General features: G+C 73.5%; 14 protein-coding genes. 9 read left to right on the plus strand and 5 right to left on the minus strand.

Annotated features, from left to right (window positions below; translation table 11 throughout):
* Nucleotides 1-128: 128 nt before the first annotated feature.
* From AB0C15_RS32040 to AB0C15_RS32050, 3 genes are all read right to left on the minus strand, one after another.
* Nucleotides 129-1,109 (minus strand): carbohydrate kinase family protein, encoded by a 981-nt coding sequence (locus tag AB0C15_RS32040; protein WP_357358407.1) that lies wholly within the window; start codon nucleotides 1,107-1,109, stop codon nucleotides 129-131.
* Nucleotides 1,110-1,312: 203 nt separating this feature from the next.
* Entirely contained in the window at nucleotides 1,313-1,681 is a 369-nt protein-coding gene (gene erpA / locus AB0C15_RS32045; protein WP_030337969.1) for an iron-sulfur cluster insertion protein ErpA, read from the minus strand.
* Between the two features lie 169 nt (nucleotides 1,682-1,850).
* Nucleotides 1,851-2,990: a glycerate kinase gene (locus AB0C15_RS32050; RefSeq protein ID WP_357358430.1), complete on the minus strand. Its 1,140-nt coding sequence runs from the start codon at nucleotides 2,988-2,990 to the stop codon at nucleotides 1,851-1,853.
* A gap of 68 nt (nucleotides 2,991-3,058) precedes the next feature.
* Here AB0C15_RS32050 and nadA point away from each other — a divergent pair, with 68 nt between their 5' ends.
* From nadA to AB0C15_RS32075, 5 genes are all read left to right on the plus strand, one after another.
* The gene (nadA, locus tag AB0C15_RS32055) at nucleotides 3,059-4,231 is read left to right on the plus strand and encodes a quinolinate synthase NadA (RefSeq protein WP_357358409.1); all 1,173 of its coding nucleotides are present in this window, start codon (nucleotides 3,059-3,061) and stop codon (nucleotides 4,229-4,231) included.
* 239 nt (nucleotides 4,232-4,470) lie between these two features.
* Complete coding sequence (murA, locus tag AB0C15_RS32060; RefSeq protein WP_110564159.1) at nucleotides 4,471-5,826, plus strand: UDP-N-acetylglucosamine 1-carboxyvinyltransferase; 1,356 nt, start codon at nucleotides 4,471-4,473, stop codon at nucleotides 5,824-5,826.
* 112 nt (nucleotides 5,827-5,938) lie between these two features.
* Nucleotides 5,939-6,532, plus strand: coding sequence for a DUF3043 domain-containing protein (locus AB0C15_RS32065; RefSeq protein WP_357358412.1), 594 nt, complete (start codon nucleotides 5,939-5,941; stop codon nucleotides 6,530-6,532).
* 520 nt (nucleotides 6,533-7,052) lie between these two features.
* Nucleotides 7,053-11,771 carry a WG repeat-containing protein gene (locus AB0C15_RS32070; RefSeq protein WP_357358414.1) on the plus strand — a complete coding sequence of 1,573 codons (4,719 nt, stop codon included), beginning with the start codon at nucleotides 7,053-7,055 and terminating at the stop codon, nucleotides 11,769-11,771.
* 44 nt (nucleotides 11,772-11,815) lie between these two features.
* The gene (locus tag AB0C15_RS32075) at nucleotides 11,816-12,814 is read left to right on the plus strand and encodes an aldo/keto reductase family protein (protein ID WP_357358416.1); all 999 of its coding nucleotides are present in this window, start codon (nucleotides 11,816-11,818) and stop codon (nucleotides 12,812-12,814) included.
* 83 nt (nucleotides 12,815-12,897) lie between these two features.
* On the opposite strand, the gene AB0C15_RS32080 is transcribed toward AB0C15_RS32075, so the two are convergent.
* Together AB0C15_RS32080 and AB0C15_RS32085 are read right to left on the minus strand one after the other, a co-directional pair.
* Nucleotides 12,898-13,695 carry a site-2 protease family protein gene (locus AB0C15_RS32080; protein WP_357358418.1) on the minus strand — a complete coding sequence of 266 codons (798 nt, stop codon included), beginning with the start codon at nucleotides 13,693-13,695 and terminating at the stop codon, nucleotides 12,898-12,900.
* Complete coding sequence (locus AB0C15_RS32085) at nucleotides 13,695-13,895, minus strand: hypothetical protein (RefSeq protein ID WP_357358420.1); 201 nt, start codon at nucleotides 13,893-13,895, stop codon at nucleotides 13,695-13,697. The genes AB0C15_RS32080 and AB0C15_RS32085 overlap by 1 nt, the downstream gene beginning before the upstream one ends.
* Before the next feature lie 146 nt (nucleotides 13,896-14,041).
* On the opposite strand from AB0C15_RS32085, the gene AB0C15_RS32090 reads away from it, so the two are divergent.
* From AB0C15_RS32090 to AB0C15_RS32105, 4 genes are all read left to right on the plus strand, one after another.
* Nucleotides 14,042-15,859, plus strand: a complete 1,818-nt coding sequence (locus tag AB0C15_RS32090; RefSeq protein ID WP_357358422.1) for a protein kinase — start codon at nucleotides 14,042-14,044, stop codon at nucleotides 15,857-15,859.
* 215 nt (nucleotides 15,860-16,074) lie between these two features.
* Nucleotides 16,075-18,048, plus strand: coding sequence for a bifunctional adenosylcobinamide kinase/adenosylcobinamide-phosphate guanylyltransferase (locus tag AB0C15_RS32095; RefSeq protein ID WP_357358424.1), 1,974 nt, complete (start codon nucleotides 16,075-16,077; stop codon nucleotides 18,046-18,048).
* Complete coding sequence (locus AB0C15_RS32100) at nucleotides 18,038-18,811, plus strand: adenosylcobinamide-GDP ribazoletransferase (protein ID WP_357358426.1); 774 nt, start codon at nucleotides 18,038-18,040, stop codon at nucleotides 18,809-18,811. The genes AB0C15_RS32095 and AB0C15_RS32100 overlap by 11 nt, the downstream gene beginning before the upstream one ends.
* A 67-nt stretch (nucleotides 18,812-18,878) precedes the next feature.
* On the plus strand, nucleotides 18,879-20,177 hold the full coding sequence (locus tag AB0C15_RS32105) for a DUF2314 domain-containing protein (protein WP_357358428.1): 1,299 nt from the start codon (nucleotides 18,879-18,881) through the stop codon (nucleotides 20,175-20,177).
* The last annotated feature ends 171 nt before the right edge of the window (nucleotides 20,178-20,348 follow it).

Below are 20,348 nucleotides of genomic sequence, written 5' to 3' on the forward strand. Positions count from 1 at the left end.
GCGCGAGGGCCAGGACCGCGCGAGGGCCAGGACCGCGCGAGGGCCAGGACCGCGCGAGGGCCAGGACCGCGCGAGGGCCAGGACCGCGCGAGGGCCAGGACCGCGCGAGGGCGAGGGCGGGGTTTGGGTCAGGCTGGGAGGAGGTGGGGGCGGACTTCTTCTGCTGCGGCGTCTCCGTAGGACTCGGCGAGGCGCTTGATGAACAGGTCGCGGCGGACGTCGTACTCCTGGGTGCCGACGGTCTCCAGGACCAGCGTGGCCAGCAGCGAGCCGACCTGGGCGGCGCGTTCCAGGCCGAGGCCCCAGGAGAGCGCGGTGAAGAAACCGGCCCGGAAGCCGTCGCCGACACCTGTCGGGTCGACTGCCCGGATCTCCCGCGCGATCGGTACGTGGATCGGGTCGATGCCGCGCCCGGCGATCTCCACCCCGTGCTTGCCCAGCGTGGTGACCCGCACCTTGACCAGGTCCAGCAGTTGGTCGTCGCTGAGTTGCGCCTTGCTCTGCAGCAGCGACTTCTCGTAGTCGTTGGTCATCAGGTACTCGGCGCCTTCGATCAGCGCCACCACGTCCTCGCCGCCCATCCGGGCGAGTTGCTGGGACGGGTCGGCGGCGAAGGCGTAGCCCCGGGAGCGGCACTCGGCCGAGTGGCGCAGCATCGCCTCGGGGTCGTTGGCGCCGACGAGCACCAGGTCCAGACCGCCGAGCCGGTCGGCGACCGGGGCCAGCTCGATGTTGCGGGCCTCGCTCATCGCGCCGGCGTAGAACGACGCGATCTGGCACATGTCGGTGTCGGTGGTGCAGACGAAGCGGGCGGTGTGTGCCACCTCGCTGATGTGCACCGAGTCGCAGTCCACGCCGTGGCGCTCCAGCCAGGAGCGGTAGTCGGCGAAGTCGGCGCCGACCGCTCCGAGCAGCACCGGGCGCAGGCCGAGCTGACCCATCCCGAAGGAGATGTTCGCCGCCACGCCGCCGCGGCGGAGCACCAGGTCGTCCACCAGGAAGGAGAGGGACACCTTGTGCAGCTGATCGGCGATGAGCTGGTCGGCGAAGCGACCGGGGAAGCTCATCAGGTGATCGGTGGCGATCGAGCCGGTGACGGCGATCTTCATGTCAACCCTCAGGGTCGGGAGCAGGGCGCGGTCAGCCTACCGGCACGGCAACCCGATGGTCGCCGCTCGGTCGGACAACGGCAACCAGCTCGCCACCGCCGGCTGGCGGGACCGCTCCCGGACCGCCGTGCCACTCCCCGGCCGGGTACGACGATGGGGCCGCCCCGGAGGAAGGCCCCATCGTCGCTGGTGTGGGGTGTGACTCAGTTGAAGGAGTCACCGCAGGCGCACGAGCTGCCGGCGTTGGGGTTGTCGATGGTGAAGCCCTGGGCGTCGATCCGGTCGGCGAAGTCGATCGTCGCACCGGAGAGGTACGGGGCGCTCATCCGGTCGACGACGACCTCGACACCACCGAAGTCGGTCACGACGTCACCGTCGAGCGAACGCTCGTCGAAGAAGAGCTGGTACCGCAGGCCGGAGCAGCCGCCCGGCTGCACGGCGACGCGGAGCCGCAGGTCGTCGCGGCCCTCCTGCTCGATCAGGGCCTTGACCTTCTGCGCCGCGACGTCGGTGAGGACGACGGAAGTAGGGGCCTGGGCCTCGGTCGACTCGGTCTGCGCTGGCGTGGTCACGTGGAAGTCTCCCTGCGCGGTTTGGGTCCGGACGCACTGGCCAACGCCGCGCGCCGTCCAGTGATTCCCGGTTGTGGTCCTCAACCGATCGTACGCCGCCTCGGCCGGGTGCACCCGCGTGGCGTGACCGCCGCCGCAGGTCGGCCGGCCCACAGGGTGGCCGGGACGGTCAGCGGCTCCACTGCCGGGCCAGCCGTGCGCCCAGCTCGCGCAGGCCCTCGGCGGGCCGGCTCAGCGCGGCGTCGAGCCCGCCGCTCTCCTCGCCGCCGAAGTGCTCGACCAGGCTGTACGCGTCGGTAACCCCGGCCGAGGCTGCCTCCCGCCGGCCGGTGCTCACCTGCCCGGCCAGCACCACGCAGGGCACCCCCCGGTCACGGGCCGCCCCGGCCACCCCGGCGACCACCTTGCCGCGCAGCGACTGGTGGTCGAACGACCCCTCACCGGTGATCACCAGGTCGGCGGTGTCCAGCGCGGCGTCCAGCCGAAGGGCGTTGGTGACCAGGCCGATGCCCGACTCGCAGGTGCCACCCAGGGCGAGCAGCGCGGCGCCGATGCCGCCCGCGGCACCGCCCCCCGGCAGCGTGCCGAGCCCGGACGGGCAGCCGCCCAGGTCCCGTTCAAGCACCGCCGCGAAACGCTCCAACGCGGCGTCGAGCAGCAGCACGTCGGCACGGTCGGCGCCCTTCTGCGGGCCGAACACGTTGCTGGCGCCGTGCAGCCCGAGCAGGGGGTTGTCCACGTCGGTGGCCGCGACCAGCCGGACGCCGCGCAGCCGAGGCGCGCCGTCCAGGGCGTCGACCGCGGCGAGCGCCGCCCCGCCGTACGGCAGAGCGGCGCCGCCCTGGTCGAGCGGGGTGACGCCCAGCGCGGCGAGCATTCCGGCGCCGGCGTCGTTGGTGCCGGAGCCGCCCAGCCCGATCACCACCGTGCGGGCACCGCTCTCCACCGCGGCGGCCACCAGCAGCCCCAGCCCGTACGAGGTGGTGGTCTTCGGATCGCGCTCGGCGGCGGAGAGCAGGTGCAGGCCGCACGCCTGCGCGCTCTCCAGGTAGGCGGTCGTACCGTCGGCGGTGAGCAGGATCTCACCGGCCGCCGGCCGGCCCAGCGGGTCGACCGTCGACACCGGCACGCGTCGACCGCCGACGGCTTCGGCGAGCACCTCCACGAAGCCCGGCCCACCGTCGGCGAGCGGCCGGATCAGCAGATCGTCCCCGTCGGAGACGGAACGCCAACCGGCAGCGACCGCAGCGGCCACCTCCGGTGCGGGCAGGGTGCCGGCGAACTTGTCCGGGCAGAGCAGCACGCGCATGCCGAGCAGTGTGGCAGCCCACACCGAGCGAAGCTGCGGCGCGCTCGTGCTGTGGGACCATGGGCTACGTGACTTCGACCTGGGTGGAACCCTCCAACACGGCGACGGCTCTGCTGCTGCTCGGCCGGGGCAGCGACCCCGACACCGAGCGCGGCGTGGAGTGTCCGGGCGACCTGCCGGCGCCAAGCGACCCGGATCTGGTGGCCCGTGCCACCGCCGCGAAGGCGAAGCTGGGCAGCAAGGTCTTCGTGCTGGGGCACCACTACCAGCGTGACGAGGTGATCCAGTTCGCCGACGTGACCGGTGACTCGTTCAAGCTGGCCCGGGAGGCCGCGGCCCGCCCGGACGCGGAGTACATCGTCTTCTGCGGTGTGCACTTCATGGCCGAGAGCGCCGACATCCTCACCACCGACGCCCAGCGGGTGATCCTGCCCGACCTGGCGGCGGGTTGTTCGATGGCGGACATGGCCGTCCTGGGCCAGGTCGAGGCCGCCTGGGACACGCTGACCGAGCTGGGCATCGCCGGCGACACGGTGCCGGTGACGTACATGAACTCCTCGGCCGACATCAAGGGGTTCGTGGGCCGCAACGGCGGCGTGGTCTGCACCTCGTCCAACGCCAAGCGCGCCCTGGACTGGGCCTTCGAGCAGGGTTCGAAGGTGCTCTTCCTGCCGGATCAGCACCTGGGCCGTAACACCGCGGTGCTGGAGATGGGCCTGTCGCTGGACGACTGCGTGCTCTACGACCCGCACAAGCCCGGTGGTGGGCTGACCCCCGAGCAGCTGCGCGACGCCAAGATGATCCTCTGGCGGGGGCACTGCTCGGTGCACGGCCGGTTCACGCTGGAGAGCGTCAACGACGTTCGGGAGCGGGTGCCCGGGGTGAACGTCCTGGTCCACCCGGAGTGCCGGCACGAGGTGGTCACCGCCGCGGACCACGTGGGCTCGACCGAATACATCATCAAGACCATCGAGGCGGCTCCGGCCGGCTCGGCGTGGGCGCTCGGCACCGAGCTGAACCTGGTCCGCCGGCTCGCGCTGGCGCACCCGGACAAGCAGATCATGTTCCTGGACAAGGCCGTCTGCTACTGCTCGACGATGAACCGGATCGACCTGCCGCACCTGGTCTGGGCGCTGGAGGAGCTGGTCGCGGGCCGGGTCGTCAACCAGATCACGGTGGACGCGGACACGGCCCACCACGCCCGGGTGGCGTTGGACCAGATGCTCGCTCTGCCCGGTTAGGACACTCCACCACCGGCCGCAGGCTGATCACGATCCGTAGCGCTCTTGGTACGCAAAAGTGCCGGATCACCGATTAATGCCACACACGCCGATGTGACCGAGTCCTTTTTCGTCACCGAGGGCTATGCTGCCCAAGCGACGACACACGCGAGCCGTTTCGATGTGGCCGCATCCGGGGTAGCGACAAGGTTCAGGCACCCCACCATCAACACAGCAGCACCGACGCGCTGGAGGTTGCGTTGACCGACGACGTCCTGGTTGTGCACGGAGGTACTCCGCTCGAAGGGCGGATCCGCGTGCGCGGCGCGAAGAACCTGGTATCGAAGGCGATGGTCGCCGCGCTCCTCGGTGACAGCCCGAGCCGATTGTTCGACGTGCCGAAGATCCGCGACGTCGAGGTGGTCCGGGGTCTGCTCGGCCTGCACGGCGTCAAGGTCACCGACGGCACCGAGGACGGCGAGCTCGTCTTCGACCCGGCGAACGTGGAGAGCGCCAGCACCGACCAGATCAACGTGCACGCTGGTTCCAGCCGGATCCCGATCCTGTTCTGCGGCCCGCTGCTGCACCGCCTCGGGCACGCGTTCATCCCGGACCTGGGCGGCTGCCACATCGGCCCGCGCCCGATCGACTTCCACCTGCAGGCGCTGCGCGAGTTCGGCGCCACCGTCGAGAAGCGGCCCGAGGGTCTGCATCTGTCCGCCCCCAACGGGCTGCACGGCACCAAGTTCGCCCTGCCGTACCCGAGCGTCGGCGCCACCGAGCAGGTGCTGCTGACCGCGGTGATGGCCGAGGGCGTCACCGAGCTGCGCAACGCCGCGGTGGAGCCGGAGATCATCGACCTGATCTGCATCCTGCAGAAGATGGGCGCGATCATCAAGGTCCACACCGACCGGGTGATCGAGATCCAGGGCGTGCCGAAGCTGCACGGCTACACCCACCGGCCGATCCCGGACCGGATCGAGGCGGCGAGCTGGGCGGCCGCCGCCCTGGCGACCCGTGGTCACGTCGAGGTGCTGGGCGCCCAGCAGGCCGACATGATGACCTTCCTGAACATCTTCCGCTCGGTCGGCGGCGAGTACGAGGTCACCGACGCCCGCGCGCCGAAGCTGGGCGACCCCGGCCAGGAGGGCGGCATCCGCTTCTGGCACCCCGGTGGCGAGCTGAACGCGGTGGCGCTGGAGACCGACGTGCACCCCGGCTTCATGACCGACTGGCAGCAGCCGTTGGTCGTGGCGCTGACCCAGGCCCGTGGCCTGTCGATCGTCCACGAGACGGTCTACGAGCAGCGGCTGGGCTACACCGAGGCCCTCAACTCGATGGGCGCCAACATCCAGGTCTACCGGGACTGCCTCGGCGGCACGCCGTGCCGCTTCGGCCGGCGTAACTTCAAGCACTCCGCGGTGATCGCCGGGCCGAGCAAGCTGCACGCCGCCGACCTGGTCATCCCGGACCTGCGGGCCGGGTTCAGCCACCTGATCGCGGCACTCGCCGCCGAGGGCACCTCCCGGGTGTACGGCGTGGACCTGATCAACCGGGGCTACGAGGACTTCGAGGCGAAGCTCGCCGACCTGGGCGCGCACGCCGAGCGTCCGTAACCTCGGTCACCATCGTTCGGCCACGACGGCTCCAGGGCGCCCCGGCGACCTGGAGCCGTCTGCCGTCCACCGCGATGTGCACCTGTTGCCTGCCGTTGGCTACCCTTGCCGCGTGCCGTCGCTCTTTCGCCGCAAGTCCACCGACCTCGTCGACGAGGCCGTCACCTCGGTGACCCCCGAGGAGACCGCTGAGCGTTCCCGGGGTTACACCCCGGCCAAGGGTCGGGAGACGCCCAAGCGGCCGACCGTCGGCCGTCGCCCGGCCGGTCCCAGCCGCCCCCTCACCAAGGAGGAGGAGCGGGAGCGTCGCCGCCAACTGCGTACCGAGGCCGCGGCCGAGTTCCGCCGCGAGGGTGGCCCGCGTGACCGTGGCCCGGAGCGGCTGCTGGCGCGCAACGTGGTCGACTCCCGGCGTACCGTCGGCACCTGGTTCTTCGGCGGGGCACTCATCGTGCTCGTCGGGTCGAACGCGGCCATGCCGGCCCCGGTCCGGTTGATCTCCAACCTGCTCTGGGGCGCGCTGGCGCTCGGCGTGGTCATCGACTCGGTGCTGATCTGTCGCAAGATCAGCAAGCTGGTCCGGGAGCGCTTCCCGAAGAGCGACCAACGGATGGGCTCGCTCTTCCTCTACGCGGTCATGCGGTCGATCACCTTCCGGCGGATGCGCGCTCCGGCGCCCCAGGTGAAGCTTGGCGACAAGGTCTGACCTCTGGTCTCCGGCACCGCCACGATCCCCCGCAACATCAGCGAAACTGCTGCCTCAGGCACCTCGGAGGCAGCAGTTTCGCCGTAACTGCCGGCATCGAGGTGCTCGCTCCCGGTACGTGCACCGTCCTCGTCGTGGAGCATCGCGCGATCCCGTCGGAGCCGCCTGGTTCTCGAGTGCGGTAGGGTCGGAGACAGGATTCGCTTATAGGATCAAATGTCCGAAACCAATGGGATAACGTTTGCGCCGGTGGACGGCACCACAGTGGCGGTGAGCGAGCCGACGCCGTTACCCTCCATCCGCAGCCCCAGCCTGCCGAAGCGGCGGTCTGACCGGCACGTGCGGCCCCAGCGCGACAATTTGCAACGAGGTGACAACGCGTGAGCGAGCGGACGCGAGCCGGCCACCGGGGCGTGGCAGGCGGCGACCGGACGCCCAGCGGTCACCCGAAGGCCGCCGCGCACAGCTCACCCCCGACGAAGATCGGCCCAGCGGCCCTGTGTGGCGACGGGCCAGACCGATGAACGGCCGCTACACCGACAGGTGGCCGGACCCGAACGAACCGTCCTGGGTGGTCGAGCCGACAAGCGAGTGGCACCCCCAGTTCCCCGGCCAGCGCTACGCCGGCGACATCGGCATGTCACACCAGCCGCCACCACGCGGCCGGGCGACGGTGTCCGGCCGCGCCGAGGTGCCGCCGCTCGCGCCCACCCGCCCGGACGGCACCTACCTCGGCCGGTCGTGGTCCGACGAACCACAAGCGGAGCAGACGCCCCACGGCCGGTCGTGGGTGGACGACGAACCGGGCGGGTCACCTGCCTACGGCCGACTCCGGGACGACGAACGCTCGACGGACGCCTCCACCTACGGCCGACCCGACAGCACCGACTCCCGCCACTACGACCACGAGCCGTACCGTCGTCCGCTGCCCGAGCCGCCCCGCCGCGACGAACGCCGCTCCCCGGAGTCGGACCGACGGACCGCCTGGTCCGACCGCCGTCCCGCCGACGAGCGGGGACCCGCTCGGGAGGCCGCCTGGCACCGGGACCAGCCGTACGACACCCGCCGTCCCCGGCCGGAGCCCACCGAGCGGGACCGGGGCTACCGGGGCACGCCTCCGGTCTCCCCCGCACCCCGGCCCGAGCCCGGGTGGGTGCCCGAGCCGGGCGACGCGCCACGTCGGCGCGGCACGCCGGAGCGACCGGCCGCCGGTTACGAACGGCACCCCGGCGACGGGTACGCCGCCCGCCCCGCCCGCGAGCACGACGCCCGCAGCGCCGACGGGGCCGAGTCGTGGGCACCCGTGGACGGCCGCACGCGGTACGGCTCCGACGGGTACGCGGACCGGGCCGCCGACGACCCGCGCCGTCCCGAGCCTCGCTACCGCGCGGACGAGGGTGTCGGAGCAGCGCCGGCAGCCAACGGTGGACGACGACGTCGGCCCGAGCCGGACCTGCCCGACCAGACCCGCCTCGACGACGACCGGCGGCGGCCCGACACCGACCCGCACCGGCAGCAGCCCCGTGAGGCGGCGGCCCGCGCCGAGGCGTACCCGGACCGGCGGCCCCGCGAGCAGGCCCGCCCAGACGGGTACCGCGAGAACGGGTACCGCGAGGACGCGCCTCGTGCGGACACCTACCGCGAGTCCCGGCCGCAGCCGGGCCAACGGTCGGACGGCAGCCTGCCCTGGCCACCACCGGGGCCGGTGCGCCAGGACCACACCTCGGACCGCACCCCGGAGCCGGGCCGCAGCACCGACCCGCAGCGCGGCCCAGACCCGCACCGCGGCACCGATCCGTACCGCACCGCCGAGCCGGGCATCGCGTCGCGACCGGCCGCCCGGTCCGAGCGGCCGACGGCAACCCCGGCGCGGTACGACGAACGACCGGCGGCAACCCCGGCGCGGTACGACGAACGACCGGCGGCCACCCCGGCGCGGTACGACGAACGACCGACCGCAACTCCGGCGCGCTACGACGAACGACCGGCGGCCACCCCGGCGCGATACGACGAGCCACCGGCACGCCCGGCTGCGACGGCGCCGCCCGCGGCCGGTCGTGCCATGCCGGTCCCACCTGTCGCCCCGGAGCGACAGGCTTCGCCAGCACCTGTCTCCCCCGCCGCCCCCGGCTGGGAGCGACAGGTCTCGCCCGCCCCGGTCTCGCCCGCCGCCGACCGGCCCGTCTCGGGGCCACCCGCCGCGCACCTGCGGCTGGAGTATCTGCCCGCGCCGGTGGACCCGCCCAGCGCCGACGAGCGTTCGGACGCCCCATCGGCACCGGGTCGCCGGCCGCTGGCCGAACCGCACCCGAGCGCCGGGGCACGCCCCACCCCGCCGCCGCGTTACTCCGGTCCGGGCAGCGCCGACCACGCGGCGGACCAGCGGCGTGGCGAGGAGCCAGGCCCGGATCGCCGTCGGGTCGACGGACCGACGGCCGGCGCCCCGGTAACCGACCGCAGCGCGGCCTCCCCGGACCTCCTTCACCCGCCCGAGCGGCCGCACGCCGCCGACCGACCGACCGCGCCGGACCGACCGACCGCGCCACAGCGCCCGTACTCGCCGGAGCGGCCGGCCCCGACGGCCGACGCACGCCCGTCGGTGGCCCCGCCGCCCACCTGGCAAGCGCCAGCGCCACCGGCGAACCGCCCGGCCCCGAGCCCGACTGAGCCGACCCCCGCAGCCCCGGTTGACCCGACCCCGGTGGTGCCTGCTCCCGCGCCCCCGCAGCCGCCGGTGGAGGACGTCGGGCCGGCGCTCCCGCCAGCACCGGGCACGCCGCGCCGCTACGTACCCCCGCCGCCCTCGGAAGAGCCGGTGGCGCCCGTTCCCGAGCCCGGCGACGTCCCGGGCCCCCGAGGGCCGGAAGCATGGTTCAGCCCCGCTCAGGCCGCCGAGCCCGACCAGGACGAGCCGGCGACCGATCAGCGGTCGTACGACGCCGGCGACGACGAAGCGACGGCCGGTGACCCCGACCTCGCCACGACACCGACCACACCAGACGAGGAGCGGCCGACACCGACGGCCGACACCCACCTGGGCATGACCGACGAGGAGGTCGACGGCTGGACGGTGGACGACGACCAGCAGGTCCCCGACGTTCCTGTCGTCGCGATGCCCACGGACCACTCCGCAGCCGACCTGGGCGACGAAGACGGCGTCAGGGTCGGGCTCGACAAACTGTCCTCCACCGTGGCGTCGGACGAGGACACCGATCCGGTCGTGCACGATCCGACGGACGAACCCGCGCCGCCCGACGAGCGGGCGGATGCGACCGACGAGCCGGGCACGAACTCCACGGACGGCTCGCGAGCAGAGTGGTCGGCCGACGCCGCGCCCTCCGTGACGCCCACGGACGACACGACCACGCCGGTTCCCGCACCACCGCTGTCGGTCACGCCGGTCTCGGCACCGCCGCTGTCGGTCACGCCGATCTCCGCACCGCCCGTCGCGGTCACGCCGGTCTCCGCGCCGCCGTTATCGGTCACCCCGATCTCGGCACCGCCGCTCTCGGTCACGCCGACGTCCGCACCCCCCGTCGCGGTCACGCCGGTCTCCGCGCCGCCGGCGTCGCCGGTATCGGCTCCGCCCGCAGCTCCCGTCTCCGCGCCACCAGCCGCAGCTCCCGTCTCCGCACCACCAGCCGCAGCGCCCGTCTCCGCACCACCAGCGCCCGTGTCGGCGGTGCCCGCCTCCGCGCCACCGGCCTCGCCGGCAGCGCCCACGTCCGCACCACCAGCGCCCGAGGCAGCGCCCGTCTCCGGGCCACCCATGCCGGTCTCCGCGCCACCCATGCCCGTCTCCGGGTCGGCGGCGTCGGTGGAGCCGACGTCCGGGCCACCCGCCTCGGCCGTTCCCGGCCCGAGGAGCGGCTCGGGCGGGGAGAGCGTGCCGGTGTCGGCGCCACCCGACGACGCACCGCCGGTGGTGACCCGCCCGTCGCTGGCCGACCCGGGCGACCCGGAGCAGGTGCTGGCCGCGTACCGCTGGCGGTTGGACCCGGTCACCCTGCGCGAGGACCTGACCGAGCCGGACGACCTGCGGGCCATCCGGCGGCGCCTGACCGAGAAGTTGGGCTCGGCGGTCGACAACCGCGCCCGGGCCCGGCTGCTCAGCCTGCGGGCGGTGGCCTCGCGAATTCTCGGCGACCTGGACGACGCGCTTGCCGATGGCCGGCTCGCCCTCACCTACGCCGAAGCCACCGGGGAGCTGCGCCGGACGGCGTTGGCCCAGGCCCGGCTGGCGCACGTGCTGCGGTGGCGTGGCGACTTCGCCGAGGCGGACCAGCTCTTCGCCCAGGCCAACTCGATCGAGTTGCCCGACCGGTTGCGGGCCGCGCTGCACGAGCACGCCGGGCGGTCGTGTTACGACCAGGGCCGGCTCATGGAGGCCTGCGAGCACTTCGAGAAGGCGCTCGACCTGCGGGGCGCCGGCGACGCCGAACTGCTGGACCGGGTCCGGGTGGCTCTCGACGCGGTCACCGTTCGGGCCGAGGCGGGTGGCTTCGGGCCGTACCCCAGGGGTCGGGACGAGGTGCTCGACCGGGACCGGCCCCCGGTGCCGGAGCGGGATGGGCCCTTGTGGGGTTACACCAGCCAGGACGGTGAGGTGGTCATCCCCGCCCGGTACGCGGAGGCGCAGCCCTTCCACGACGGGTTGGCGTGGGTCCGCCGGCCGGACCAGGACCGCTGGTCGCTGATCAACCTGCTCGGTACGACGGTGATCCCGCCGTCCTTCCGGGCCGCGCACCCGTTCAGCGACGGCCTTTCCTGGGTGGTCGGCGAGGGCGGCTGGACGGCGATCGACGCGACCGGCGCGGTGCAGGTCGCGCCGAACTTCGCCGAGGTACGACCGTTCCGGCGTGGGTTGGCCGCGGTGAAGCGCGAGGGTTGGGGGGCGGTCGACCGCACCGGGCGGGTCATCGTGCCCACCCGCTACCACGGCTTCGCCACGGAGCTGGCCGACGGTCAGCAGGTCGACGGGTTCACCGACGAGGGGCTCGCCGTGGTCGACGTGGCTGGTCGGCGGGGTGTCGTGGACCGCACCGGCACGGTGCTGGTCCCGCCGGCGCACCCGATGCTCGTCATCCACCCGGTGGCGTTCCTGGTCGAGAGCGGCAACGGGCGGTGGGGCGCGCTGGACCGGCGCGGCGTGCCGCTCATCGATCCGGTGCACCGCGATCGCGCCGAAGTGCTCGAAGAGATCGACCGGCTACTCACCGACGCCAATCCGGTGCTCTGAGTCGCCGGTCGCGGATGGTGATCCACCAGGGCTAGGGTCGAGGCATGGAATTCCGACACCTGGGCCGTTCCGGCCTGATGGTCAGCGAGATCTCGTACGGCAACTGGATCACCCACGGTTCGCAGGTCGAGGAGGACGCCGCGTTCGCCTGCGTCCGGGCGGCCCTCGACGCGGGGATCACCACCTTCGACACCGCCGACGTGTACGCCGGCACCCGAGCAGAGGACGTGCTCGGCCGGGCGTTGCAGAACGAGCGCCGCGAGGGCCTGGAGATCTTCACCAAGGTCTACTGGCCGACCGGGCCCGGCCGCAACGACCGTGGTCTGTCCCGTAAGCACATCATGGAGTCGATCAACGGCTCGCTGCGCCGACTGCGCACCGACTACGTGGACCTCTACCAGGCCCACCGCTACGACTACAGCACCCCGCTGGAAGAGACGATGGAGGCGTTCGCCGACGTCGTCCACTCCGGCAAGGCGCACTACATCGGCGTCTCCGAGTGGACCGCCGCCCAGCTTCGCGCCGCCCATCCGCTCGCCCGGGAACTGCACATCCCACTGGTCTCCAACCAGCCGCAGTACTCGCTGCTCTGGCGGGTCATCGAGGCCGAGGTCGTGCCGGCAAGCGAGGAACTGGGCATCGGGCAGATCGTCTGGTCGCCGATGGCGCAGGGCGTGCTCTCCGGCAAGTACCTGCCGGGCCAGCCGCCGCCGGCCGGTTCCCGCGCCACCGACGAGAAGTCGGGTGCGGGCTTCATCTCCCGGTTCATGAACGACGACGTGCTGACCCGGGTTCAGCAGCTCAAGCCCCTCGCCGAGCAGGCCGGGCTCAGCATGGCCCAGCTCGCCGTGGCGTGGGTGCTGCAGAACCCGAACGTCTCGTCGGCGATCATCGGCGCGTCCCGCCCCGAGCAGGTGCACGACAACGTGAAGGCGGCCGGCGTGAAGCTCGACGCCGACCTGCTCAAGGCGATCGACGACATCGTCGAGCCGATCGCCGAGCGGGACCCGGCGAAGACCGAGTCTCCCGCGCAGCGGCCCTGACGCCGTACCGGCCCGGCCGGCGCGACGATTCGCGCCGGCCGGGCCGGACCGGGTCAGCCCTGCCGGGCCAGCCCGGTCGGGGTTCAGCCCTGCCAGAAGCGGATCAGCTCCAGGCCGGTGGCGTAGAGCCAGGACGGCAGACCGAGCAGGTCGCCGATCGCGAAGACCGCGTCGAAGAACCAGCCCCCGATGCGCGGGTTCCACAGCAGCGCGAAGAGCAGAATGAAGCCGTACGGGGCGAACAGGTCGTACATCTTGCGCCACTGCGGGCTGAGCCACGGCTGGATCATGTTGCCGCCGTCCAGGCCGGGCACCGGCAGCAGGTTCAGCACGCTTGCGGTGAGCTGGAGGAAGGCGAGCAGCGCCACCCCGGCCCAGAACTCCACCGGACCACCCGACTGGGTGCCGAGCCGCACCACCGCCACCAGCACCAACGTGAACAGCACGTTCGTCGCCGGGCCGGCGAGGCTGACCAGGGTGTGCCGCAGCCGACCCGGAATCGAGTGCCGGTCCACCCAGACCGCGCCACCGGGCAGGCCGATGCCGCCGAGCAGCACCACCACCACCGGCAGCACGATCGACAGCAACGGGTGGGTGTACTTGAACGGGTTGAGCGTCAGGTAGCCGCGGTGGGCGATGTCCCGGTCGCCGGCCCGGTAGGCCACCACCGCGTGGGCGTACTCGTGCAGGCAGAGCGACACCAGCCAGCCGGACACCACGAAGAGGAACACGTTGAACCGGACGCTGCCGTACCCGTTCCAGGCCAGCACCCCGCTGACCGCGAAGAGCGCGACCAGGCCGAGGAAGACCGGGCTGGGCCGGAACGCCGCCTTCGGTACGCCGAGGACCAGCCCGTCACCGCCCGGGCGGTCGTACGCCATCACTCGGCCGTGGGCAGCAGGCTCATCCGGTAGTCCACCCGGTCGTCCTCCACGAGTGCGACCGAGGTGACGCCGGACGCCGCGAGCTCCCGCCAGGACTGGCCGATCCAGGATTCGGCGTCGGCCTGGCTGCCGAACGACTCCGCCGGTCCCTCGACCGACTGGCCGTCCGTGCCCTCGTACCGCCAGCTCCACGCCATGCCGCGTCTCCCCTCGCCGCTGAAGTCCCCGTGGGACGAACCCTCGCCAGCGTAGTCGGCCCGGCGCGCAACGGCCCCTCGCTCTCCCCCGGCGAAGGCCAGCGGGGTGGATCGAGCCGATCGACGTCGGCCGGTACGGTGGCTCGGTGCTGACACGGGGAGTGCTGCTCGACGACCGGTACCGCCTGGGTGAACGGGTGGCGACGGGTGGGATGGGCGCGGTCTGGCGCGGCACGGACGTGCTGCTCGAACGCGAGGTCGCCGTAAAGGTGCTGCTGCCGTCGCTTGTCGCCGATCCGGAGTTCACCGCCCGTTTCCGGGCCGAGGCGCGGATGCTCGCCGCGCTGCGGCACCCCGGCGTGGTCCCGGTGCACGACGTGGGGCAGGCCGTGCTCGACGACGGCAGCCAGGTCGACTACCTGGTGATGGAGTACGTCGACGGCGAGCCGTTGTCCGCCCGGGTGCGCACGGTGCGACGGCTTGATCCGGCCACCACCATGTCGGTGCTGGCCCAGGCCGCGGACGCGCTGCACACCGCCCACCTCGCCGGCATCGTGCACCGCGACGTGAAGCCGGGCAATCTGTTGGTCAAGGCCGACGGCAGGGTGGTGCTCGTCGACTTCGGCCTCGCCCGTTCCCGGAACATGGCCGGGCTCACCGCCGCGAACATGGTGCTCGGCACCGCCTCGTACATGTCGCCCGAGCAGGCCACCGGTCAGCCGGTCTCGGCCGCCACCGACATCTACGCGCTCGGCGCGGTGGCGTACTTCTGCCTTGCCGGGCAGCCGCCCTTCCACGGTGACAACCCGCTCGCGGTGGCGCTGCGGCACGCCCAGGAGGACCCGGCGGCGCTGCCGGCGGACACCCCACCGGCGGTCGCCGCCGTGGTGGACCGCGCGCTGGCCAAGCGTCCGGAGGACCGGTTCAGCAGTGCCGCCGAGTTGGCCGCTGCCGCCGCCGACGCCCGCGACGCGACCCTGGCGAGCATCCCGGTCTCGGCCCGCCCACCGTGGGCGCTCGCCGCTCCCACCCCGGGCGTAGCGGCCTCCGCCTCGCCTGCCATCGCGGCCCCCGCCAATCCCGCCGGCCTGGCTTCCGCGTCGCCGGGCAGCCTGCTCTCCGCGTCGTCGGTCGCGGCGACGCCGCCCGCCGGGTCGGTGCCGGCGGGGCCTGCCGATCTACGCCCATCGGCGAACCTCGCGGTCGAAGCGACGATCGCGCCGAAGCCGACCCGGGAGGACGCGATCGGGATCGGGCCGACGGGCCGACGCCGTCCGCTGCTGGTCGGGGCCGGCACGGTCGTCCTCGTCGCCCTGGCCGTCGCGGTGGCGGTGGTGGCGCTGCGACCCGAGACGACCTCCGGCAGGACGGATCAGCCACCCGCGCTGGCCGGCGAGTCGGCGGCGGTCACCGACGCAGCGCTCCCGCCCGGGAACGCGACCACCACCGAGCCCCGGTCCAGCGCGACGCCGGCCGCGAGCCGCACCGCGACGGCCGACCCGAGCGGGTCCCCCGCCGACGCGACGACAAGCGGCGATCCCACCCGCACCCCTGCGCCGGACGGCACGCCGACCAGCACGACTAGCAGCCGACCCACGCCCAGCCGCACCCCGTCCAGCCGGCCCAACCCGTACACGGCAGCACAGGCGTGCGGCAGCGGCTACCAGGTGATCGACTCGGCGACGCTGACCGGCGGTGACGGGCAGCGCAAGGGCCGGGTCTTCCTGCTGTACCACGCAGGCACCGGCACCAACTGCGTGGTGACCCTCAAGGACAGCGCGGTCGGCGCGAAGACGGCAGCCTCGGCGTACCTGGAGGTGCAGGGGCGGGCGCGCAGCACCGACAGCGGGTCCTTCGACTACTACGCCGGCCCGGTGAAGGCCACCGCCGCCGGGACGTGCGTCAAGTGGGGCGGCTCCACCGGCGGCGTCAGTTACGGCAGCGGCTTCGAACACTGCGACTAACCGCCAAAAGCACCAGGCCACCAAACGGAACAGGGCACTCCCCTCCGCGATCTTGCGTTTGCTGTCGCGACGTAACACCACATTCCTCGTCTATCGGCAACACAAACTGCAAGATCGACGCGGAATGTCGGTAACGGACGCGGCACGCACTTTCGATCTTCAGTGGGGCTGGGGCGAGGTGCCCGGGTACCAGGCGAGCGAACTAAGGTACGGGCATGTCCGTAGACGGGTGGAACACGGTCCTGGTGCTCGGCGGTATCCGGTCCGGCAAGTCCGAGTTCGCCGAGTCCCTGGTCAATGACGCGCCGATGGTCCGCTATGTCGCCACCGCGCCCGAGGGCGACCCGGAGGACACCGAGTGGGCGACCCGACTGGCGGCGCACCGCGCCCGGCGGCCGGGCAGCTGGAGCACCGAGGAGACCTCGGCGGACCCGCGCCGGCTGGCCGACGTGCTCGCGTCCGCCGAGCCCAACGAGACGGTCCTCGTCGACGACCTGGGCGGCTGGGTGACGGTGCTGCTCGACCCGGACCACCAGCCCGCCGACGACGTGGCGACGATCGCCGAGCTGGCCGAGGCGATCCGCGGGTGTACCGCCCGGGTGGTGCTGGTGAGCCCCGAGGTGGGGCTCTCCCTGGTGCCGACCACCCCGCTGGGTCGAGCGTTCACCGACGCGTTGGGCGCGGCCAACCGCGCGGTCGCCGACGCCTGCGACGCGGTGGCGCTTGTCGTCGCCGGTCAACCGGTCTGGCTCAAGCCAGCCGCCACCACGAGCGCGCCGACCGCTGCCGCCGCGGTGACCGCGCCGACCGCTGCCGCCACCACGACCGCGCCGACCGCTGCGGGCACCGTGACCGCGCCGACGGCCGCCGCGAGCGCACCGGTGGTGGCGAGCCTGGCCGACAGCGAGCCGACCCCCGAGGTGCAGCTGCCCGAGGTGCTGACCCACACGCCGCCGGCCACCCCGACTCAGGAACCGGGCAATGCCTGGGCCGCACCGACCATGGCGCTGCCGATGGTGGCCACCGGGCTGGTCATCCAGCCCGGGATGGAGCTGCCGATGCCCGACGAGTACGCGGGCCCGCAGGCGGTGGACCGACTGGCCACGCTCGACGTACCGGGTGCCGGGCTGGGCGTACTGGACCGGGTGGTGGGCTTCGCCGCCGCCACCCAGGGCACCTCGACCCCCGCCGCCTGGGGCTCGGTACGGGTGCTGCTGCTGCACGGCGACCACGACGGCGGTGCGGCGGCCGGCTCCATCGCCGGTGAGTCCGCGCGCCGTGCCGCGCAGGCCCGCGCCGGCCGGGGCGCGTTGGCACGGCTGGCTGCCGAGAGCGGTGCCAGTCTGCAGGTGGTGGACACTCCGACCTCCGCACCGATCGAGGACCAGCCGGCCCTCGCGCCGGAGCAGGTGGAGTCGGCGCTGCGCTACGGCTGGCGGTTGGCCGAACAGGCCGCCGACGCCGGCGTACAACTGCTCGTTCTCGGGGCGTGCGGCGCCGGCACCGAGGCGGCGGCCGCCGCGGTGCTCGCGGCCACCGCGGGCGCGGAGCCCCCCGCGGTGCTGGGCCGGGTGATCACCGACTCCGGCGAGATCGACGACGCGGCGTGGATGGTCCGCTGCGCGGCGGTACGCGACGCGCTGCACCGCACCCGACGCTCGTCCCGTGGCGCCAAGGACATCCTGGCCGAGCTGGGCGGCGGCGACGTGGCGGTGGCCACCGGCGTGCTGCTCGGCGCCACCGCCCGCCGGGTGCCGGTGCTGCTCGACGGACCGGTCGGTCTGGCCGCCGGCATGGTGAGCCGTGACCTGGCCGGGCAGGCCCGGCACTGGTGCCTGCTGGCCGACCACGGCGGGCACCCGGCCGTCCGGCTCGCCGCCGACGTGCTCGGCCTCACCCCGCTGCTCGACCTGCGACTGGACCTCGGCGAGGGCGCGAACGCGCTTGTCGCGCTGCCGCTGCTGCGCTCGGTGCTGGCGCTCTCCGCCGCACTGCCGGTACACCCGTCGCTGGCCGGCCCGGAGGACACCGACCCGAGCGTCGACGAGCCGGAGTCCACCGACCCGGATCTCGACTTCACCGGGGCCGACTCGACCGAGCCCGACTTCGCCGAGCCGGAGCCGGCCGGGCCGGGCCCGGCCAGCACCGGGGCGGACGAGCAGCCGGCGTCGGGCTGGCGTGCCGGCTGAGCCTCGGCTCCTCGCGGGAGCCCGGCTGGCGGTCACCACGTTCACCACACTGCCGGTGCGGGCCGGGCGCATCGACCGGCCGGTCGCCGGCACGGCGATGGCCCTCGCCCCGGTGGTCGGCGCGTTGCTCGGTGCCGTGCTTGCCGGTGTGCTGGTGCTGACCGGTGCGCTCGCTCCCCCGCTCGTGGCGGCCGGTGTGACCGTCGGCGTCGCCGCGCTGCTCACCCGAGGGCTGCACCTGGACGGGTTGGCCGACACGGTGGACGCGCTCGGCTCGTACCGGCGGGGGGCGGCCGCCCTGGAGATCATGAAGAAGCCGGACGTCGGCCCGTTCGGGGTGGTCGCCCTGGTGGTCGTACTCCTGGTGCAGGCCGCGGCCCTCGCCGACCTCGCGGGACGGTCCTGGCCGGCGGGTCTCGCGGCGGTGGTCGCGGCGACCGCGGCCGGGCGGTTCGGCGTCACGCTTGCCTGCCGACGGGGAGTGCCGGCGGCCCGGCCCGACGGGCTGGGCGCGCTCGTCGCCGGCACGGTCGGGCCGGTGGCCCTGGCCGCCGGCGCGGTCGCCGTCGTGCTGCTCGCGGTGCCCGCGGTGCCGGGCCGTCCGTGGCACGGGCCGCTGGTCGTCGTCGCCGCCGTCGCCGTCGCGCTGGCGCTGCTCAATCATGTGGTACGCCGGCTCGGCGGCATCACCGGCGACGTCCTCGGCGCGACCGTCGAGGTGGTCACCACGCTGGTCTACCTGGGTCTGGTGCTGTCCGGCTGAACCGGGCAGGGCGGGCCGGGTAGCGTTCGGCTCGACAACACCGGCGCGGCCACCGGGGGAACCCACAATGCTCATCACTGACGACTTCCTGCCCGTACCGGTGCCGGAGTCGCTCAGCGCGACCTATCTGGTGCCGATGGTGGGGCTACCGAAGGTCAGTGCGAAGACCGCGGTGGCGGCCCTGACCGGCCGACTCGCCGAACCGGTGCACGGGTTGGCCCGGCAGATGCTCGACAGCCCGCTGATGAGCGTCGACACCCGGCCGATCGCCGAGTTCCCCGAGCTGCCACCGGACCTGCTCACCGCGTTCGGCGCCACCGAGGAGCAACTGGCCCGGCTGGCGGCGGCCACGCACCTGGTGGTCGTCCAGGCCGAGTACCGGCCCGGCTGGCCGCCCGCGCACGAGTGGGCCGCCCGCGCGGTCGCGGCCGCCGTGGCGGAATCCGTCGACAGCGACGTGGTGGACGTCTTCGGCCTGCAGTTCCTCGACCCGGCGACCGCGCTGCGTTCCCTCCCCGACGAGCAGGGCCGCATCCGACTCGTCGACTGGGTGCTGGTGCCGTACTCCTCGGACACCGAGGGCCTGTGGTTCACCACCAAGGGGCTGCGCCGCTTCGGCCTGCTGGAGTTGCAGACCCAGGGGGTGCCCGACCACCTCACCCGCGCCTGGGGCGCCGTGATGACCGGGGCGGCCCGCCGACTGCTGCGGGACTGGACGGACGGGCTCACCGGCGAGGAGGTGCCGGCGTTCGTGCAACTGCCGGTGCTCGCCACGGTCACCGGGCACGACATCGCGGTGGCGTACGGCAACCCGGAGCAGCACGGCGCCACCGCCCCGGTGCTGCTCCGCCTCGAACTGGATCCGGCGACCGACCCGGAGGCAGACTCGTTCCTCAGCCTGCGCCCGCCGGCCGGGCACCCCGGCCCGGACGGGCGCTACTACGCGGCTGCCTGCGCGACGCTGTTCTCCGGGATCCAACCGGACGTGCGGTACGCCCGCTCCGGTGACGCGATGAGCCGTGCGGTCGCCACCGCCCGCGCCGCGCTCGGTGACGCGCGGGCCCGGTTCGTCGCCGGCCGGTTCCCCAGCGAGTCGCAGCTGGTGGTGAAGTACGGCCTGCCCGGGGACGACGGCCCGGAGTACGTCTGGGCCGGCGTCACCTCGTGGGAGACCCCGGAGCGCATCGTCGGCGTGAGCGCCAGCGACGCCAACACCGACCAGAGCGTCCGCATCGGCGCCCCCGTGGTCGTGGAGGTGTCCGACGTGGTCGACTGGGCCGTCCTGGACGCGAGCGGCGTCATCGAGGGCGGCTGGACCCAGGCAGTCCTGGACTCCGGCGAACCCCCCACCCCCAAAACCCCCTAAAACCCCCCAAACCCCCCCACCCCCTCTCCCCTCCCCCCACCCCCACCCCCACCTTGTTGATCAAGAGGTTTGCGTCAAAATCTCGCCCGAACTTGACGCGAACCTCTTGATCACCGAGGCAGGGGGGGGTGGGGGGTGGGGTGGGGGGTGGGGTGGGGTGGGGGGGTGGGG

This window comes from Micromonospora sp. NPDC048835, assembly GCF_040649995.1.
In the GTDB taxonomy this organism is placed as follows: Bacteria; Actinomycetota; Actinomycetes; order Mycobacteriales; family Micromonosporaceae; genus Micromonospora.

Bases quoted from the DNA above. Each gene is read 5' to 3' on its own strand.
- AB0C15_RS32080 (WP_357358418.1), bottom strand. From the start codon at position 13,695: ATGGCGTACGACCGCCCGGGCGGTGACGGGCTGGTCCTCGGCGTACCG.
- AB0C15_RS32070 (WP_357358414.1), top strand. From the start codon at position 7,053: ATGAACGGCCGCTACACCGACAGGTGGCCGGACCCGAACGAACCGTCC.
- AB0C15_RS32075 (WP_357358416.1), top strand. From the start codon at position 11,816: ATGGAATTCCGACACCTGGGCCGTTCCGGCCTGATGGTCAGCGAGATC.
- AB0C15_RS32040 (WP_357358407.1), bottom strand. From the start codon at position 1,109: ATGAAGATCGCCGTCACCGGCTCGATCGCCACCGATCACCTGATGAGC.
- AB0C15_RS32050 (WP_357358430.1), bottom strand. From the start codon at position 2,990: ATGCGCGTGCTGCTCTGCCCGGACAAGTTCGCCGGCACCCTGCCCGCA.
- AB0C15_RS32085 (WP_357358420.1), bottom strand. From the start codon at position 13,895: ATGGCGTGGAGCTGGCGGTACGAGGGCACGGACGGCCAGTCGGTCGAG.
- AB0C15_RS32105 (WP_357358428.1), top strand. From the start codon at position 18,879: ATGCTCATCACTGACGACTTCCTGCCCGTACCGGTGCCGGAGTCGCTC.
- AB0C15_RS32095 (WP_357358424.1), top strand. From the start codon at position 16,075: ATGTCCGTAGACGGGTGGAACACGGTCCTGGTGCTCGGCGGTATCCGG.